The organism is Caulobacter flavus (genome assembly GCF_003722335.1).
Classification (GTDB): Bacteria; Pseudomonadota; Alphaproteobacteria; order Caulobacterales; family Caulobacteraceae; genus Caulobacter; species Caulobacter flavus.
Genome location: NZ_CP026100.1, coordinates 4120499 through 4138733, shown reverse-complemented (window position 1 = coordinate 4138733; position 18235 = coordinate 4120499). Strand labels below are relative to the sequence as shown.

At 69.8% G+C, this 18235-nt stretch carries 17 protein-coding genes; 2 read left to right on the top strand and 15 right to left on the bottom strand.

Annotated elements, in window-relative coordinates:
• Positions 1–5: 5 nt before the first annotated feature.
• The 3 genes from C1707_RS18840 to C1707_RS18830 all read right to left on the bottom strand — a co-directional run bounded on the left by C1707_RS18840 (position 6) and on the right by C1707_RS18830 (position 2039).
• Positions 6–554 (bottom strand): RNA polymerase sigma factor, encoded by a 549-nt coding sequence (locus C1707_RS18840; RefSeq protein ID WP_101715396.1) that lies wholly within the window; start codon positions 552–554, stop codon positions 6–8.
• 89 nt (positions 555–643) lie between these two features.
• The gene (locus tag C1707_RS18835) at positions 644–1288 is read right to left on the bottom strand and encodes an energy transducer TonB family protein (RefSeq protein ID WP_101715397.1); all 645 of its coding nucleotides are present in this window, start codon (positions 1286–1288) and stop codon (positions 644–646) included.
• Positions 1289–1427: 139 nt separating this feature from the next.
• A complete protein-coding gene (locus tag C1707_RS18830) occupies positions 1428–2039 on the bottom strand; it encodes an STN domain-containing protein (RefSeq protein WP_101715398.1) in 612 nt (203 codons plus the stop codon).
• A gap of 236 nt (positions 2040–2275) precedes the next feature.
• Here C1707_RS18830 and C1707_RS18825 point away from each other — a divergent pair, with 236 nt between their 5' ends.
• On the top strand, positions 2276–2899 hold the full coding sequence (locus tag C1707_RS18825) for a prepilin peptidase (RefSeq protein WP_164467399.1): 624 nt from the start codon (positions 2276–2278) through the stop codon (positions 2897–2899).
• Here the strand turns inward: C1707_RS18825 and C1707_RS18820 are convergent.
• From C1707_RS18820 to C1707_RS18775, 12 genes are all read right to left on the bottom strand, one after another.
• Entirely contained in the window at positions 2896–3744 is an 849-nt protein-coding gene (locus C1707_RS18820; RefSeq protein ID WP_101715400.1) for a type II secretion system protein GspK, read from the bottom strand. The two genes, C1707_RS18825 and C1707_RS18820, sit on opposite strands and share 4 nt — an antisense overlap.
• Complete coding sequence (gene gspD / locus C1707_RS18815; protein ID WP_164467398.1) at positions 3741–5726, bottom strand: type II secretion system secretin GspD; 1986 nt, start codon at positions 5724–5726, stop codon at positions 3741–3743. Before gspD ends, C1707_RS18820 begins: the two co-directional genes overlap by 4 nt.
• Positions 5723–6178: a hypothetical protein gene (locus C1707_RS26255; RefSeq protein ID WP_164467397.1), complete on the bottom strand. Its 456-nt coding sequence runs from the start codon at positions 6176–6178 to the stop codon at positions 5723–5725. Before C1707_RS26255 ends, gspD begins: the two co-directional genes overlap by 4 nt.
• 7 nt (positions 6179–6185) lie before the next feature.
• Entirely contained in the window at positions 6186–6743 is a 558-nt protein-coding gene (gene gspM, locus C1707_RS18810) for a type II secretion system protein GspM (protein WP_164467396.1), read from the bottom strand.
• Positions 6740–7783, bottom strand: coding sequence for a PilN domain-containing protein (locus C1707_RS26250; protein ID WP_164467395.1), 1044 nt, complete (start codon positions 7781–7783; stop codon positions 6740–6742). Before C1707_RS26250 ends, gspM begins: the two co-directional genes overlap by 4 nt.
• Positions 7780–8418: a prepilin-type N-terminal cleavage/methylation domain-containing protein gene (locus C1707_RS18805; protein WP_101715403.1), complete on the bottom strand. Its 639-nt coding sequence runs from the start codon at positions 8416–8418 to the stop codon at positions 7780–7782. Before C1707_RS18805 ends, C1707_RS26250 begins: the two co-directional genes overlap by 4 nt.
• Positions 8408–8806, bottom strand: coding sequence for a hypothetical protein (locus tag C1707_RS18800; protein ID WP_101715404.1), 399 nt, complete (start codon positions 8804–8806; stop codon positions 8408–8410). Before C1707_RS18800 ends, C1707_RS18805 begins: the two co-directional genes overlap by 11 nt.
• Positions 8803–9222: a GspH/FimT family pseudopilin gene (locus tag C1707_RS18795; protein ID WP_101715405.1), complete on the bottom strand. Its 420-nt coding sequence runs from the start codon at positions 9220–9222 to the stop codon at positions 8803–8805. The genes C1707_RS18800 and C1707_RS18795 overlap by 4 nt, the downstream gene beginning before the upstream one ends.
• Positions 9206–9640 (bottom strand): type II secretion system major pseudopilin GspG, encoded by a 435-nt coding sequence (gene gspG / locus C1707_RS18790; RefSeq protein WP_101715406.1) that lies wholly within the window; start codon positions 9638–9640, stop codon positions 9206–9208. The genes C1707_RS18795 and gspG overlap by 17 nt, the downstream gene beginning before the upstream one ends.
• Complete coding sequence (locus tag C1707_RS18785; protein ID WP_101715407.1) at positions 9637–10842, bottom strand: type II secretion system F family protein; 1206 nt, start codon at positions 10840–10842, stop codon at positions 9637–9639. The genes gspG and C1707_RS18785 overlap by 4 nt, the downstream gene beginning before the upstream one ends.
• Positions 10843–10845: 3 nt before the next feature.
• Positions 10846–12501 carry a GspE/PulE family protein gene (locus C1707_RS18780; protein ID WP_101715408.1) on the bottom strand — a complete coding sequence of 552 codons (1656 nt, stop codon included), beginning with the start codon at positions 12499–12501 and terminating at the stop codon, positions 10846–10848.
• A gap of 385 nt (positions 12502–12886) precedes the next feature.
• Positions 12887–15880, bottom strand: coding sequence for a TonB-dependent receptor plug domain-containing protein (locus C1707_RS18775; RefSeq protein WP_164467394.1), 2994 nt, complete (start codon positions 15878–15880; stop codon positions 12887–12889).
• 298 nt (positions 15881–16178) lie between these two features.
• Here C1707_RS18775 and C1707_RS18770 point away from each other — a divergent pair, with 298 nt between their 5' ends.
• Complete coding sequence (locus C1707_RS18770) at positions 16179–18197, top strand: alpha/beta hydrolase family protein (protein WP_101715410.1); 2019 nt, start codon at positions 16179–16181, stop codon at positions 18195–18197.
• Positions 18198–18235 lie beyond the last annotated feature (38 nt).

Genomic DNA, 18235 nt, shown 5'->3' with positions numbered 1-18235 from the left:
CAGCTCTAGGAGGAAGACAATCGAGCGGGCGAAATGCGACGTTCCGCAGGGGCATTTTCCTTGCAGAACGTGCGGACGAACGAGGTGGCCTGCTCGAGCTCCCGCTGGATGGTGCGCAGGTGCACGCCGTATCGCGCGGCCAGGTCCGCGTGCGGCACCTCGTCCACCCAGGAGGCTTCGAAGATCTCGCGGCGCCGGGAGGGCAACTGGGCGAGAGCCCGCTGCATGAGCGCCATTTCCGAACGGGCCTCGGCCACGCGGGCGGGGTCGGGAGCATCGTCGGGCAGGCCGGCCAGGGTCTCGATTTCATCGAAGTTCAGGTAGCGCCTTTCGACGACGCCTTTGTTCTTGGCGATGTTGATCGCCGTCCGGAAGATGTAGCCGTCGGGATTGTGGATCGGCATGTCGCCGCCGACGCGCTCAAATCGCATGTAGGTCTCGTGCACGACCTCGCGGGCGAGGTCGGCGGATCCGAAACGCTTCGTCAGTCTTCGGACGAATTCGTCGTATCGGGAAAGCAGTCTTCTACGCAGTGTGGCCCATGTGTCGGACATCGGGTGCTCGGCTACTCGGCATGGCCAGCGGGATACGACTTAAGATGGTGGGTTTAGATCTTATCAACTCGTGGCGTCAATGCGGTCGATCAAGCGGGCATGAAGGAGACCGGAAGCTGGACCGTCAGGCGATCCGGCAGGGTCGCGGGAATGGGGGGCAGGGGCTGGGCGCGCAGCACGGTGGCCACGGCCGCGTCGTCGAGGGCGGAGACGCCTGAAGTGCGCACGATGCGCACGTCGGTGACCGCGCCGTCGCGGCTGAGGCCGAAGAGCAGTTGCACCGCGCCGCCGGTCCGCTCCTGGCTGGCGGCGTCGGGATAGCGTCGGTAGAGGCGGATGTGCGCCAGCAGTTGGCGGCAATACTCGCGACTGGCGTCCTGCTGGCCCGGATCATGCGCTTCGGCCGCGCCGGTCCTGGCGGCGCCGGTCGCCTCGACGGCTTCGCGGTTCTGCGCGGCCTCGCCTCTGGGCGCGCCGGGCGGGGCGGTTTCGGCGACGAAGATCTCGGGAGGCGGCGGCGCGTCGACCGAGGCGGTCCGGGGACGTGGCGCGATCGAGGCCGACGGCGGCGAGGCGTCCAGCTGGGAGGGCTCGACCAGGCTGAGCTCGACGGCCGTCGCCTCCTGCGCCGGCGACATCGGCAGGTTGTCGCCAGGGGGCGTCCTGATCAGCGAAAGCAGCGACAGCACGTGAACGCAGACCGAACAGCCGATGGCCAGGGTCTTGGGCGACACGCGGCGCGAACGCGCGCGTCGTGGCCCCTCCATCGCGGGGGGCGATGGGGAAAGCGCCGGATCATGGGCGTGGAAAGCCGTCACCGCACAGCGATATCATACCGCCTGCGACGCTCGTGTGACGCTCATGGCGCAAATTTCAACGTCCGGACGAGGATCGGACACGGATCGTAATCGGCTGCGGCATGCCCTGGGGCGGCGGTGAAGGCAGCATCAGGCCCGCCAGCACTTCCGATAGCAGGGTGTCGCGGGCGGGGTCGCCGCTGGAAACGGCCGGGGCGACCTGGGCGATGCGCCCGGCCGGCGTCACCCACAGGCGCAGAACTGACGAGTAGTCGCCAAGGGCGGTCCGCCGGTCGGCCCGCAGCGCCCTCTGCACCGTCTGCTGGATCACGCTGCCGTAGAGCGGCCAGGTCGCGGGCGGACTGACGTGCGCCGGCAGCAACGGGGCCTCGACCTGCAAGGTGTCCAGTTCCAGCAGGGGCGCCTCCGCGCGCGGACGTTCGACGGGAGCGGCGGCCGCCGTTCCGATCGGCGCCAGCAGCACGTCGCCGTCCGCCGAGAAGCGCCCCTTCATTCCGGATCCGGCCAGCAGCCGTTCCAGGGCTTCCCGCCGGGTCAGCAGGCCCTTTACCCCGGTCGAGCGCGCCGACCGGTCCGGCGGCCGATCGTACAGCACCTGCAATCCGCTCGCCGCGGCATAGGCCTCGACCGCCGTGCTCAGCGGCTGCGGTGGAATGTCGTAGCGCACGCGCGCTTCTGAACGGTTCGCCGCCGCGCGGCCCGGCGTGGCGGCGTGAGGAGCGTGGGGCGCGGTCAGCAGGCAGAGAAACAGGCAGGCCGCCGTTCCGTGTTTCGGAGGGCGGTATGTCTGGAGGCGAACTGACATGCGGAAGGGGCGGCCTGTTCCTGGAGCGAGCGGATGTCATGCGAACGATGCATCGGTTGTCTAACAGATTAGTGGGCGATCATGTCGTGGGGGCGCCGATGCTTGTGGTCGCGGGCGGTTGCCTGGTCGGCGGCCTGGCGGGTCTGGTCGCCGATCGCGTCGCCAGGCGCCTGACGTTCTCGCAGGCGACGGCCCCGACGTGGGCGTCGATGCTCGCCGGCGCCGTCCTCCTGCCATGGACCCTGTCGGTCGCGCCCGATCCCATGGCCGTCGCCGCCTCGATCGGACTCCTGGCGGCGCTGCTGACCCTGAGCCTCGTCGACATCGCGGATTTCCGGCTTCCGGATGTCGTGACCCTCCCGCTGGCGGCGGCCGGTATCGTCTGGGCGCTGGAGGCGGGCGCGCCGATCGGGCCTCGGCTGGTCGGTGCGGCGGTCGGCTATCTGGTCATCGCCGCGCTGGCGGGCGCCTATCGGCGGCTGCGGCGGCGCAAGGGGATCGGTCTTGGCGACGCCAAGCTGCTGGCCGCCGCCGGCGCGTGGTTGGGCTGGGAGCCGCTGCCGCTGGTCGTGCTGACGTCCTGCGCCCTGGCCTTGGCCCTGATCGGGGTCCGCGTCGTCGGGCGCGGCGCGGCGAGCCTGTCGCGACCCCTGGCGTTCGGACCAGCCTTGGGGCTGGGCTTCTGGATCGTCTGGTCCCTGCGTCTGGCAGGACGGGTCTAGGGGGCGCCAAGAGCGCGGATCCAGTACGGACGGCGCTCGTCGCCGGTGAACTCGACGATCACGGCGCGTTCGAAACGGTCGCCGCGCGCGTTGCGGGCCATGGCTCTCACCATGACGGGCCGGCCGACATAGTCCTGGCGCGGCGCGATTTCCGTCCTGGGACGCTGCCCCGCGGCCGCCCAGCCCTGCTTGATGGCGTCGGGAGACAGATCGCCGCTCTCCCGCATGATCCGCAAGGTCAGCGGCGAAGCCGAGCGGGCCTCGAAATCGCGGCCGTTGCCGTAGACCGTCACGGCCGGACGCAGCCGTTCCACCCATGCCTGGCGGACGCCGGGGATGAGAGCGAGTTCGTCGATCGCGACGAAGCGGCCGAAGATCGGGCGCAGACCGCGTGCGGCGTAGTCGAGGGGGCGGGGCGCCTCGGGCCGGACGACCCCGCCGCGCCAGGCGACGAAACCGGCGACCGCCCGATCCAGCTCCGGGCCGCCGGCGCCGGCCGCCGCGAACATCCTGCGCACGCTGCCCTCCGAAAGCGCGTTCAGCGGCGCCTTGGCCAGCTCGTCCTCGAGGGTGATCGTCACCATGTCGTCGCCGACCGCCAGATCGCGCGGCGCCACGTTCAACGGCCAGCGCCGATCGTCGTCTCGCGCGCCCATGCCGTGGACTGCGGTGGCCACGCCCGCGTCGGCGGCCGCCTCCAGCCGCGCCCGCACGAGGCTGGCGTCCAGTCCGGCGATCGCCGCCCGGTCCGCGGCGAGGACGGTGTAGGACAGGTATGCGAACAGCATCAGCGCGCCCAGCGCCGCCACCAGGGCGAAGCCGTCGTCGTTCCTGGCGGGCTTCACGGCTCGAACTTGGGGGGCTTGGGCGAGATCGCGCGGATCTTGCGCCGCAGTTCCTCGGCGACGTCGTCGGCCTCGGCGGTGTTGCGGATGACGTGCGGTGTCAGCAGCACCAGCAGCTCCGTCCGCAGCCGCTTGTTGTCGCGCGAGCCGAACAAGGCGCCCACGATCGGCGCCGCGCCCAGGATCGGCACGCCGCTTCGGGCCTTGTTAGCGTTGTCGCGGATCAGGCCGCCCAGGGCGATCGTCTGGCCGTCCTGCACGGCGATGGAGGTGGCCACCTTGCGGACCGAGATGGTCGGCGAGTCGATCTTGGAGCTGGCGGTCGGCGACACGTCGCTGACCTCCTGAGCGATGTCCAGCAGCACCAGCCCGCCGCTGTTGACCCGCGGCGTCACCTTCATCAGCACCCCGGTGTCGCGATAGTCGATGCCGCTGACCAGCGAGACGTTGTTCACCGCCGAGCCCGTCGAGATCGGCACCTGGTCGCCGACCTCGAGCGACGCGGTCTGGTTGTTGATGACCAGCAGGTTGGGCGCGGACAGCACCTCCACGTGAGTGACGTTCGAGAGAGCGCTGATCGCCGCCGTCACCGAGCCGGTGCGCAGCCCGTAGGTGAAGCCGGGGAAGGTCGGGGCGGGCGTGGCGGTCTCGCCCTGGCTCAGGCCGTACTGGTTGCCGTTGACCTTGAAGAACCACTGGCTGCCGTAGCGCAGCGCGTCGTTCAGGGTGACCTCGGTGATCGCCACCTCGATCATCACCTGCATGGGCACCACGTCCAGCTTGCGCAGGGCGTCTTCCAGGATGGCGTATTCGCGCGGCGTGGCGAAGGCGACGATCGCGTTGTTGGTTTCGTCGCTGGTGATCGTCAGCTGGGCGTCCAGTCCGCCCATGCGCATCGACTGGGCCGCTGGCGTCGGAGCCTGGCCTGGCAGGGTCTGCCCGCTCGCCGAAGCGCTCTGCGCGTTCTGCATCTGGGCGATGAGGCCGCCCGAGCGCTGGTCGCCCGCGATCGTGGCCCCTTCGGCGGCGCCGGCCGCCTCGCCGCCGAATGCGGCCGCCAGGACCTTGGCCAGGTCCGCCGCGCGACCGTTCTGCACCCGGTAGACATAGAGCCGGCGTTCGTTCGAGCGGCCCTCGTGGTCGAGCACCTCGATCCAGCGCTTGACGTCGTCGAGGTACTGCCTTTGGGCCGAAATGGCGATTATGCCGTTCAGGCGCTCCATCGCCAGCAACCGCACCATGCCGGCCGTGGGCGCGCCGGGGGCGTTGATCAGCTTCTCTAGTTCGGGCGCGATCAGCCGGGCGTCGGTGTTCTGCGGCACGTAGAGCGCGAAGCTCATGCCGCGCAGCCAATCGACGTCGAACTGCTGGACGAGGTCGCGAACCGTCCTTCGCTGGCCGGTGGAGCCGGCGATGGTCAGCGTCCTGCCGGGGGCGTCGGCGGCCACGATCACGCCCGGCGCGATCGGTTCCAGCAGCTTGCGCAGCTCCTCGGCGTTGGCGAAGCTCAGGGCGATGACCTCCGAGCCGTAGCCGGGCTGCGAGGCGTCCAAGGCGGCCGACTGGCCGCGCGCCTCGGCCAGGGGCGTGACGGTGTAGACGCCGCCGGACAGGACGAGGGCTAGCCCTGCGTTGCGCAGGGCTTCCTCGATCAGCCCCAGGGCGTCGGCGGCGGCCACGGCGCGCGGCGTGACCAGCGACACCCTGCCTCGGGCGGACGGGGCGACGGCGTAGCGCAGCCCCAGGGCGTCGCCGAGCGCGGCCTTGGCGAAGTCCTGCACCTCGACCCCGGGAAGGTTCAGCGAGACCGGGCCGGGACGGGGCGGCGGGCGGCTGACGCTGGGCGCCGCGGGATAGCCGCCCTGGCCGGGCAGAACGGTGGCGCGCACGGCGGGAGGCGGGGCGGCGGGCTGGGCCAGAACCTGGCCGGGGAGCAGACTCGTCAGGCAGAGGCCCGCTGCGAGGGAGGATCTGGCGATCACGGCTGGACGCTCTTGTCGTTGGGGACCAGGGGAAGGGTGAGGGGGCCTTCGGCGCCGGACAGCCGAACGCTGGCCGAGTTGACGGCGACCACGCGCCAGCCGCCGATCCGCTCGCCGCGCCGCACGACGCGGGTGGAGCCGTCGGTTCCCCGAAGCACGGCGCTGGCCGAACGCGGCCCTATGGCCACGCCGACCAGTGACAGGCTGCCGGCCGGCGCGGCCGTGCCGGCGCCCGCGTTCGCAGAGAGCCCGGCATCGCCGTTGATCCTGTTGGGCGCGAAGATCGGGGCGGCCAGGATCGCCGCGTAGGGCGGGGTGGGGGCGACCGCGAGCGGCTTGCTCCGGCGTGGCGCGAGCCCGCCGGGATCGGCTTCCAGCGGGGAGGCTGCCGGTCCCAGGGCCTGGTGGATCAGGGCCAGGACCAGCGCGACGCAGGCGAGGGCCGGAAGCATCTCGCCGTTACCGCGACGGGGCAACGCGGACGAGAGCCGAAATCTCGATCCGAACGTCCAGCGGCTCCGAGCGCCCGGACTGGAAGGCGCGGTCGGCTCCGACCATTGCGTACTCGGCGACGACGTATGGGGGCTCATCTTGCAGTCGCCTCAGGCTCTGGTCGAGTTGGGTCAGGGTGATGCGGGCGTCGGCGCCGGCGCCGACCGCGCCGGGAGGCAGGTTGGTCTTCACCTCCTGCACGGCGGTGACGACGCCGCCGCTTTCGGTGAGGGCGGCGGCCAGTCTTTGCTTGAGAGCCTCGGCCGCGGCGGTCTGGCTGGGAGCGGTGATGTGATAGAGCCGGCTGGTCCGGCGCTGCTCCAGCGCGGCGTCGCGCATCGCCGGGACGGAGGCGATCAGCCGTTCGTTCCGCTTCCAGTTGGCGAGCATGACCTCGCGTGTCTGACGGCGGGCCTCGAACCCGCTCAGGATCGGCGCCGCGATCAGCAGCCAGGCCAGGCCCACGGCTCCGGCCAGCAGTCCCAGGGCGAGGATCTTCCGCTCGCGCGGGCTCAGCGGCTTCATGGCCGTTTCCCCGCGTCGGCCATGACGTCGAAGGCTTCCTTGCCGTTCGGCGCGCGGGTGGGCATGTCCGACAACAGGGAGCGGGGGTTGCTCAGGCCCGGCTCGCGCCGCAGCGCCTCCACGAGGTCGAAGTCGGATTGCTTGAAGCCGACCAGCCGCAGCGAGCGTCCGTTCCATTCCAGGCGCTGCACCCATTGCCCTGACGGGATGGCGCGGGTCGTCGCGTCGATGATCCGCAGCGGGTCGTTGGCGGTGCGGCGGGCCAGGAGCCGCTCTCGCTGGGCGCGCTCGCCGTCGATGCTGACCTTGAGCCGGTTGACCAGGGCCACGGTCGGCCGCTGCATCTCGAGCGCCTGCGAAAGGCGACGGGTCTCGGCCATGTCGCGGGCGATCAGCGCGGCGAGATTGGCGGCGACCAGCACCCCGCAGACGGTCCACCACACGGTCAGGCGGCGGCGGCCGGCGCCGCCCTGCCGTTCCTCGCGGGCCGCGGGCCCCAGATCCGGCGCGGGTCCGCCGTCGGCCGTCGCGGGGACCATGCGCCCGACTTCCAGCTTCAGGCGCTCGGCGGCGTCGAGCAGGGCGGCGGCGGTCTCCCGCCGCGTCAGGGCCAGCCGCGCCCGGCGCATCGTCGCGTCCGGCGCGGCGTCCAGCATGACGAAGCCGAAGTGCACCTGGTCGGGCGCGAAGGGCGTATATCGGTCGAGATTGAGCGCCAGCAGGCGGCGCAGGTCGCCCGACGCGAGGGCCGGCGTCGGCAGGTCGTGGACCAGGGCCTGATCCGCCGTCAGCCGCAGATCGACCCGGCGCGGCTTGGACGGCGGGGCGTCGAACCGGTCGATCATCTGCTCCCCCCGCCACAGGCGCGCGATGGGCGGATCGGCGGTCAGGTCGATCTCGGCCGCCAAGCGGTCCTTGGCCGCGCGCGCGCCCAGGCTCGGGGCCATCGCGGCCAGCTCCTCGCCCCACCAGCGCAGGCCGTCGGCCAGCCAGCGGCCGATCGTGCCGAGATCGGCGTTCAGAACCTGTTGTGGGGTCATCGGCCTTTGCACCGCTTGGAGGCGCGATCCAGATCGCATTCGGTGTCGATGTCGGCGATCGGCTGAACCAGCAGCTCGGGCCAGACGCGCGCGTCGCCCGGCGGGAAGAACACGCGGATGCGGACGAGCTCGGGGCGCGTTTCCTGCTGGCTCCAGCGCGCCCGCCATCGCGGGGTTATGTCCGGCTGGGCGGACCCGAAATAGGCCAGGTCGATCGCCTGCACGCCGGTCAGGAGCACTTGCCGCTCGGGCCAGGCCGCCTGGTCCAGGGCCATGCGGTTGCGCGATTCCAGCACCAGCCGCGACTGGGCGTCGAGGCTCAGCCGATAGCGGCGCAGACCGTCGCCCGCCTGGGCCTGCGGGGGCGGGGCGATGAACAGCGTCTGGCCGGCCAGGCCGTCGAAGTCGGGGCCCGGCGGGCGACGATCGTACATCGTGATCGGAACCGCCCGCTGCAGGCGCTCGCGAAGCACGCCTTGCGCCGTCTCGACGGCTTCGGTCCGGTCGAGGCCGGCGTCCTGTCGCGACCACACCGCTCGCGGCGCGGCCAGGCCCCCGATCAGGGTCAAGCTCAGCAAGGCCAGCACCGCCAGGCTGACCAGAGCCTCGATCAGCGTGAAGCCGTCATCGCGCATCGGCGTCTGGCCTCACCAGCTTGCGGGAGGTCAGTCGGGCCAGGGGCGGGGCGCCCGCCGCGCGGCGCACCGTCACCGACACGCAGCGCAGGAGGCCCGCGTCGCTGCGTTGCTCGTCCGGACAGGCCTCGACGGCGACGGCCCACAGGTAGCCGGCCTCCACGCCCTCGATGCGTCCCGGCGTCGCCGGCAGGGCGCTGCCCACGGCCGCCAGGCGCGAGCGCGCGATGGCGACGGCCTGACGCTGGTCCTGCACCTTCTCGCGCCGATGGACGCTGTCCGACAGCACCTGGAAGGCCGCCAGCAGGATCGCCGCCACCAGGCTGGCGGCGATCAGCGACTCGATCAGCACCGAGCCGTCTTCGCGAGCGGAGCGGGCGGCCGTCATGGCGCGACCTGCGAAACGCCGCCGGCCGCATCGACCAGAAAGGTCGAGCGACGCCGCTCGTCGGCCAGGCTCACCACGCCGCCGGTCGTCGAGCCGTCGGGAAGGAAGCGGACCGTCTCCGGAACGATCTTCAGGCGCAGGCCGGCCAGCAGGGCGCGCCGCGGCCCTTCGGTCCAGCCGTAGCCGGCGGCGTTGTCGGCCGCGGTCAGGGTCACGGGGCGACCGGTGCGCAGCGCCTGAGCCCGGGCCATCCGCAGGTCGGCCTTCACGCCGGCCCTGGCCTGCTCGAACAGCGAGCGCGAGACCGCCGCGTCGAGGTTGGGAAAGGCGATCGTGCCGATCAGGGCGACGACGGACATCAGGACCAGGGTCTCGATCAGGGTGGCGCCGCCTTGCCGGTCACCAGTTGCCGACATCGGCGTTCTCCCCGGCGCCGCCCTCGGCCTTGTCGGCGCCCAGGCTGTAGACGTCGGCGGGGCCGTGTTCGCCAGGAACCTTGTAGACGTAGGGCTCGCCCCAGGGGTCGTTGAGGCCCGCCGCCTTCTGCAGGTAGGGGCCGTTCCAGCCGACCGCGGAGACGGGGGCGGTCATCAGGCTCTTCAGGCCTTCCTCCTGGGTCGGCAGCCGACCAAGGTCCACGCGGTACAGGTCCAGCGCCGCTGAGATGTTCTGGATCTGCACCTTGGCGGTCTGGGACCGCGAGCTGCCCAGGTACTTGAGCGCCTGAGGCGCGACGATCGCCGCCAGCAGACCCAGTATGGCCAGGACCACCAGCAGTTCGAGCAGGGTGAAGCCGTCGTCGTCGGCGCGGGGGCGGGCGAGGGTGGGGGTCATTGTGAAAGCGCCAGATCGTTGAAACCGAGGATGGCGGACATCACCGAGGCGATGATGCCGGCGACGGCGGTCCCCAGAACGATTGTGATCAGGGGGGTGAGAAGGGCCAGAAGGCGTTCCAGCGCGATGCGGACGTCGCGATCGAGGACGTCGGCCAGGCGTTCGAGCATCAGCGGCAGGCGGGCGGTCTCCTCGCCGGTGCGAAGGAAGCTGACGGCGAGCGGGGGCAGAACGCCGGTCGCGGCGAGCGGGCGGGATAGGCCTGCGCCTTCCTTCAGACCGTTGGCGACCTTGGCGATGGCGGCGGCCATGTGGCTGTTGGTCAGCGACCGCTGGGCGATCTCGAGGGCCGCGGGCAGGGGGACGCCGCCGGCCGCCAGGCTTCCTAGAACCCGGGCCAGCCGCGCGGTCTCGGCCGCCTTGATCAGGTTGCCGAGGCGCGGCGCGCTCAGCAGGGCCTTGTCCAGCGCGCGGCGCGTCGAAGGCTGGCGGGCCTGACGCCAGGCCAGCACGCCAATGGCGATCAGCGCCGCGAGGCCGTGCAGGCCGTAGTGGCGCAGGCCTTCGCTGGCGCCGAGCACCAAGCGCGTGGCCGGGGGGAGGTTGTCGGCGCTGTCGAACAGGCCCTGGAACTGCGGCACGACGAACAGCAGCATCATCAAGATGACCGCGCCGGCCACCACCGCCAGCATGGCCGGATAGACCATGGCCGAGGTCACTGTGCGGCGCAGGGCCTCGGTCCGTTCCATGGTCTGGGCCAGGCGCGCCAGGGCCTCGTCGAGCCGGCCGTTGGCCTCGCCGGATTCCGCCATCGCCACCGCCATCGGCGAGAACAGCCCCTTGGCCTCGGCCATGGACCGCGAGAGGGGGGCGCCTTCCTTGACGCGCTTGAGCAAGTCTGCGAGCGCCGCCCTGAGCGTGGGGTCCGGGGCGTTCTCGACGCAGACGGCCAGGGCGCGGTCGAGGGACAGTCCCGCGCCCAGAAGCACGGCCAGTTCCCCTACGGCGTTGATCAGGGCCGATCGCGCCTGGCCGCCCAGCCTGGCGGGGCCTCGCTCGCCGCCGCCCTGGAGCTGCGCGTCGATCGGCATCAGCCCCTGCTGGCGCAGGCGTGCCAGTGCCTCCTCGCGCGTGGCGCCCTGCATGACGCCGCTGCGCAGCTGGCCGCCCACGGTGGCGGCGCGATAGGCGAAGCTGGGCATGGCCTAGCTTTCCCTGGTCACGCGCAGGACCTCGTCCAGCGTCGTCAGCCCGGCCAGCGCCTTGGCCACGCCGTCTCGCAGGATGGTGCGCATGCCCGCCGCCGTCGCGGCGCGTTCGATATCCCGCGCCTCGGCCCGGCTCATCACCATGCCGGCGATCTCGTCCGTCATCGGCAGCAGTTCCAGGATCGCCAGACGGCCCTGGAAACCCGACCCGCCGCACGTCTGGCAGCCGGTGGGGCGCCACAGGCGCAGCGGCGGCTCCAGGCCCACCGAGCGCGCCTCCCGGGCCGTGGCGTCGTAGGGCTCCCGGCAGTGCTGGCACAGCTTGCGCACCAGCCGCTGACCCAGCACGCCGTTCAGGGTGGAGGTGATCAGGAACGGCTCCACCCCCATGTCGATCAGGCGGGTGACCGCGGTGGCGGCGCTGTTGGTGTGCAGCGTCGACAGGATGGTGTGGCCGGTCAGGGCCGCCTGGACCGCGACCTGGGCGGTCTCCAGGTCGCGGATCTCGCCGACCATGATGACGTCCGGATCCTGGCGCAGGAACGAGCGCAGGGCGGCGGCGAAGGTCAGGCCGATCTGCGGCGAGACCTGGGTCTGTCCGATCCGTCCCAGGCGATACTCGATAGGGTCCTCGACGGTGAGGATCTTGCGGTCGGCCGTGTTCAGCGAAGACAGCGCCGCATACAGCGTGGTGGTCTTGCCGCTGCCGGTGGGGCCCGTCACCAGCACCACGCCGTGCGGCCGCGACAGCAGCTCGTGCATCCGCGGCAGTATGGCGTCGTCGAAGCCCAGCGCGGCGAAGTCCAGCGAGAGGTGCGAGCGATCGAGCAGGCGCATCACCACGCTCTCGCCGTGGATGGTCGGCGCCGTGGCGACCCGCAGGTCGATCTCGTGGCCTCGCACGGCCAGCCGCATGCGGCCGTCCTGGGGCAGGCGCCGCTCGGCGATGTTGAGATTGGCCAGCACCTTGATCCGGGAGACGAAGGCGGCCTTGATGGCGTTGGGCAGGATGTCCTGCTCGACCAGGGCCCCGTCGATGCGGAAGCGCACCGTCAGGGCGTCCTCGGTCGGCTCGACATGGATGTCCGAGGCGCGCTGCTCGGCGGCCCGCGCGATCAGGCCGTTCACGGCGCGGATCACGGGCGCGTCGCTGGCCATATCCTTGAGCCGCTCGAGATCGGCTTCGTCCGCGATCTCCTCGTCGGGGGTCTCGGGCTTGGCCTCCATGCCGAACAGCCGGTCGAGGGCGGTCTCGATGTCCCCCGCCCGCGCCGCCAGCGCGATCACCGGCCGCCCCAGCGCGAAGGCGAGCGCCTGCCTGGGGTAGGGATCCAGAGGGTCGGCGAAGGCGACTTCGACGCCCTCGTCGCGCTCGCCAAGCGGCAGGGCGTGAGCCTCGCGCAGGAAGCGCGGCGCGACCCCGGCGAAGGGCCGGGCGTTCGCCAGTGTTTCCGCGCCGGCGATCCGCAGGCCCGCGCCCGCGGCGATCGTTTCGGTCAGCGCCGCTTCCGACACCAGGCCAAGGCGCGTCAGCACCGCGTCGAGCCGCTCGCCGCTCTCGGCCTGAACGGCCATGGCGCGGGACAACGTCTCCATGCCGATCAGGCCGCGGTCGACGATCAGTTCCAGCAATGTGCCGGGTTGGGCGTCCATGGACCGTCGCCTTGATGCGTATTGCTGACTGGATCGGATTTCATCTGATCTGGTCGGCAGTAAGTATTTTTGACGTCGTTTCTGGAAGTATGTTTGTTGCGAACTTTTTTTGACTGGAGTTGTGGGGGATTTTAACGCCAATATGGGCCAATTTTATTATATGCGCGCGGCAAGATTGCTTCACTGTGCGTAAGCACAGTTGTGCGTCGTGTGCCTTTTCGCGGCCGCGTGTTAACGACTGGCGGGGCGCATCGGCTCCTTCGCGATGAGCGTCGGCGGGAAAGGCCGCGACGCCGTTGACCGGCGTGGTCCGATCCGGACGGCGGGCCCACGAAAAAAGGGGCGGCGCAAGCGCCGCCCCTTCGCATTCGAGGTCTGGGCCGTCTCAGAAGCGACGGGTCAGGTTCACGAACACCTGGCGACCGATGTAGTCGTACTGGGTCGCGAAGGCGTAGCTGCCGACGCGGCCGTAGCTGTAGTTGCCCTTGTCTGCCAGGCCGGGCGAGACCTTGGGCGGGTCTTCGTTGAAGACGTTGCTGACGCCCACGATGCCTTCCCAGGTGTCGGTCTGATAGCGGACCGACAGGTGGTGGTACCACATGGCCTCGGCGTGGTTCTTGGCCCGGTAGATCGCACCCTGCGGCGTCGTGTAGTTCGACGGCGTCGAGAGGTCGGTGCCGAACTGGTACTCGTAGTTCGACTGGCGGCCGACGAACTCGGTCGACCAGGTGAAGGTCAGGTCGTTCCAGCGGTAGCGGGCCTGGGTGTTGCCGACCACGGCCGGCTCGCCGATCAGGCCGTTGAAGTCGTCGGTGTTGCCCGGGAACAGCTCCTGGGTGTCTTCCAGGGTCCAGCTGAACTGGGTTTCCAGCGTGAACTTGCCCGGCCCGAGGTCACGCGAGTAGCGCGTGGTCAGGTCGATGCCGCGGCTGGTCTGGCTGACGATGTTCCGGAAGCTGCCGTCGATCTCGGTGATGCCCAGATAGGTCTGGGAGGTCGGATCGGTGTCGCGGGTGAACAGGTCGCAGAACGGGTTGTTGGGGAAGTCGGCGGCGGCGTAGCACTGACCGACGACGGCCGCGCCGTTGCTGGTGACCTGATCGTTGACCTCGATCTCGTAGTAGTCGATCGCCACGCTGAGGTCGGCGAATTCCGGCGTCCAGACGAAGCCGGCGCTGAAGGCCTTGGACTTCTCGGGCTTCAGGTCCTGGCCGCCGCCCGTGATGATGAAGGCCGACGGATTGGCGCCGCTGTAGTTGCCGGGAATGCCGGCGGCCTGGCAGTTGGCCGCGACGACGGGGTTGACCACCGAGGTGCCGTCGCCCGCCCAGCGGATGCAGGGGTCGACCGAGGCCTGGCTCAGATAGCCGCCCTGGTTGCCCAGGAAGCGTTCGAACAGCGCCGGGGCGCGGAACGAGGTGCCGTAGCTGGTGCGCAGGCGATACTCGTTGGTGATCTGCCAGTTCAGGCCGGTCTTGTAGGTCGAGTTCGAACCGTAGGAGTCGTAGTCCGAATAGCGGCCCGACAGGTTCAGGGTCAGGGCTTCGAACGCCGGCAGGCCCTTGAGCAGCGGGGCCTCCAGTTCGCCGTAGGCCTCGACGACGCTGTCGTCGCCCTTGGTGCGGTTGGCGGTGGCCAGGTTGTAGAAGTTCTGATTGGCCAGGTTCTCGCCCGGCTTGTCGTCCAGCTCGTCACGACGGTAGGACACGCCGAACGCGCCGGCCAGCTTGCCGGCCGGCAGGCTGAAGATGTCGCCCGAGATCTGACCTTCGACGATGGTCTGGGTGTAGTTGGTGACGCCGTTCTCGGTCAGCTTGAGATAGGCGTAGTCTTCCGGCGTCAGGTTGCCGGTGCGCAGCACCTGGTCGGAGAACAGGTTCACCGGGCGGCAGCCGGCCGGCGAACCGGGCGGGCAGATGCCGTCGAAGGTGAAGGTGTTGGCCCAGTCGCCGCCGATCGAGGCCAGGAACAGCTCGCTGTTGATGCCCGTCAGCGAGTACTTGCCGCGGTTCTTCGAGTAGCTGACATAGGCGTCCCAGTCCCAGCCGGTCAGGAAGCCGAGGCCCTGGCCGAACTTGCCGCGCAGGCCCGCCAGGCCGCGGAACACCTGGACGTCCTGCTTGAAGACGTAGGGCGTCAGGACCAGGGACTGCGGGACGAAGGTGTTGGCGGGGATGCCGCCGCCGCAGTTGAAGGGGTTAACCGAGCAGGGGGCGGTTTCCCAGATGTAGGGGAACAGCTGCTGCACGTTGGTCTGCGACGACTTGCGCTGGTGGCCCAGGAACTCGCCGTAGAGTTCGCCGAAGTTCAGGTCGTACTGGCCTTCGGCGTAGACGGTGTAGCGCTTCACCGGCGAGATGAAGTCCGACGCCGCGTCGAGGGCGTTGACCGAGTCGCGGTCGTTCAGCGGCGCGAAGCGGTAGCCCGGCAGGTTCGGGTCGGCGGCCGCCGCGGCCCAGTAGGGCTGGTTGGCGGCATAGGCCGGGCCGTCCGTCGAGATGCGCGCGCGGCTGCCGTAGAAGGCGCCGTTGGCCAGCGTCACCGGGATGTAGTTGAACAGCGCGCCCGAAGCGCCGAAGCACTTGAACGTGCCGGTGTCGACGTCGATCCAGTCGTTGCGCTGGCCGGTCGTCGGGTCGAACGTGTACTGCTCCTGGCAGTTCAGATCCTTGCGGTCGCCGAACTTCAGGGCCTTCTGCTCGTAGTACTGGCCGCTGATCAGGAAGCGGCCGCGATCGAGCACTTTGCCGTAGGCGCCGCTGAAGGTGTACTCGTTGCCGCCGTCGCCGCCGCCGCCGAAGCGGCCCGAGGCTTCCAGGCGCCCGCCGTCGAGATTGGTGCGGGTGATGACGTTGACCACCCCGGCCACGGCGTCCGAACCGTAGATCGACGAGGCGCCGTCCTTCAGGATCTCGTACCGCTCGACGATGGCGTCGGGCAGGATGTTCAGGTCGACGGCCGCGACGGCGCCCTGGGTGCCGGCCGGCGGCAGGCGGCGGCCGTTCAGCATGACGAGGGTGCGCTGGTCGCCCAGGCCGCGAATCGAGATGGTGTTCACGCCGCCGCCGCCGTTCACGACGAAGCCGGTGAACTGGTTGTTGATCTGGGTGGAGCCCGCGGCGACCGAGGCGCTCTGCAGCACTTCGGTGGGGTTGATCATGCCGGCCAGCGACGAGCTTTCGCTGGTGATCACCTGCACCGGCGAGACGCTGTTGTACTCGGTGCGCTTGATGCGCGAACCGGTGACGATCAGCTCGTCCACCTCGGTGCCTTCGGCCGGCGTATTGGTCGATTGAGCGAATGCAAAGCCGGGCGCGGCCGCCGCGGCCATCAGGCCGACGATCATGCTCGTTCCCAGCAGGAACTTACGTTGCAACATTTCTACTCCCCTCGAGCCCCTGACTCGGAAAACGGCCCGCATCGTCAAAGCCCTCTGCGGCGCCACCTAGAGTAAGGCTCGGGGAGACCGTCCGCGCAACGCTGGTTGCTGAAATGATGCGCATTCTTGCGAAAACCGTTACAGCATGAACACACTTCGGTCATGTTGATGCTTCGGCAACGGTGTTTTGGGGTGATCCGCGCCCGTATCGCGCGTTTCACCGCCTGACGCTTTACCGAAAGCATCGCGCATGCGCTGCTCGCTAGAGGCGAGTCGCGTGCCAGAGTGGGGTGTCTGAGTGAAGTCGAAGAGCAGTGTCGCCCTGTCGGCCGCGGCGGCCGTCCTGGGCATGTGCATGGTGGTCGGCGGGGCCGAGGCCAGGGCGAGCAATCCGGGCGCGCCGTCAGCCCGCGAGCTGACCCGGCTGCCGGGTCTGAGCGACGTCGTGATCTCGCCGGACGGCAAGCGGATCGCCGCGCTGATCTCGGCCGACGGCGACGAGCAGCTCATCGGTGTGTGGGAGACCGACCACATCGATCGTCCGCCAAACCTGCTCAGCTCCAAGCACATGGTCTTCAAGAGCGTGTCGTTCATCAAGAACGACCGCCTGGCCGTGGTGGTCCAGCAGCTCTACACGGTGGGCAACCACAAGGGGCACCTGGGCAAGCTGTTCATCACCGACCTGAAGGGCGAGAAGTGGATCCCCGCGCTGCCGGAAAGCCGCTCGCGCTCCGAGGCCGAGGACTTCGAGAAGGCGACGAACAACCCGCAGATCCTCGACAGCCTGCCGCATGATCCGCGCAGGATCCTGGTGGTCGACGACAACGGCGACGTCTATCGCGCCGACGTCTACAGCGGCACGGCCGAGCGGATCGAGCGCGGCTCCGAGCGGTTCGGCGACCTGCAGACCGACGCCAAGGGCGAGATCCGGGCCAAGTCCGAGATCGATTTCGAGGACGGCAAGGCCTTCTACGCCCAATGGATCAAGAACCCGGCCACCGGGCAGTTCGAGCAGCACTTCCGCTCGTTCCTGAAGGACCGCAACATCTTCACGATCGCCGGCTTCTCGCCCGATCCCAACATCGTCTACGTGCAGGGCGTGCGGGGCGGCGACAAGGCCGGCATCTACGAGTACGACATCCGCTCCAAGGCGTTCCTGGAGCCGGCCTTCGAGCACAAGGTGTTCGACTCCGCCGGCGTCATCGAGGACAGCGACGGCGCCCTGCTGGGCTTTCGCTACAACGACGCCGCCGGCAGCATCTACTGGACCGATCCGCAGCTGGCGGGGATGACCAAGGGCCTGCGCGGTGCGCTGAACGTCAAGCTGGCGCCGATGGACTGGATCGACCCGGGCACGGGCCAGAAGGTCAAGATCAACGTCGCCGACGGCTCGGACGTCGCCGTGGAGGCCTGGTCCCAGAACCGCGACTACGCCGTGGTCATGAAGTCCGGTCCCAAGGATCCGGGCGAGTACTACCTGCTCACCAAGGACGGAAAGCTCAGCCTGCTGGGCAAGGCCCGTCCGTGGATCAAGGCCGAGACCCTGGGCGACACCCGCCTGGTCCAGTACGCCGCCCGCGACGGCCTGATGATCCCGGCCTTCCTCACCACGCCGCCGGCCGTGTTCGGCAAGGGTCCGTTCCCGACCATCGTCATGCCCCACGGAGGCCCCTGGGCGCGGGACCATCTCGGCTGGGACGTCGCCGGCTGGGTCCAGTACTTCGCCTCGCGCGGATACGCCGTGCTGCAGCCCCAGTTCCGCGGCTCCGAAGGCTGGGGCCGCAAGCTCTGGACCGCCGGCGACAACGAGTGGGGCCAGAAGATGCAGGACGACAAGGACGACGGCGCCAGGTGGCTGATGGACCAGAAGATCGCCGATCCGAACCGGACGGTGATGTTCGGCTATTCCTATGGCGGCTATTCGGCCCTGGCGGCTGCGATCCGTCCCAACGGCCTCTATCAGTGCGCGGTCTCGGGCGCGGGCGGCAGCCTGGCCGACATGAAGAAGGTCACCGCCGAAAGCCGGCTGGGCCGCGAGTACCAGCGTCCCTTCGTCGGCGGCCTGGACGCCATACAGAAGGCCGGCGAGGCCAAGATCCCGGTCTTCCTGTATCACGGCGACCGCGACACCAACGTCGACATCAAGGACTCGCGCCGCTTCATCGCGGGGCTGAAGGCGGCGAACAAGCCGTACAAGTGGCTGGAGATCAAGGACATGGGCCACGGCTACGTGACCATGACCCCCGCCATGATGGAGACCCAACTGGTGGAGATCGAGAAGTTCTTCCAGAACGAATGCAAGCCGGGCGGGCTCTGAGGCCGCTCAGCCGCAAGCCCGTCCGTCGGCGCAAGGGA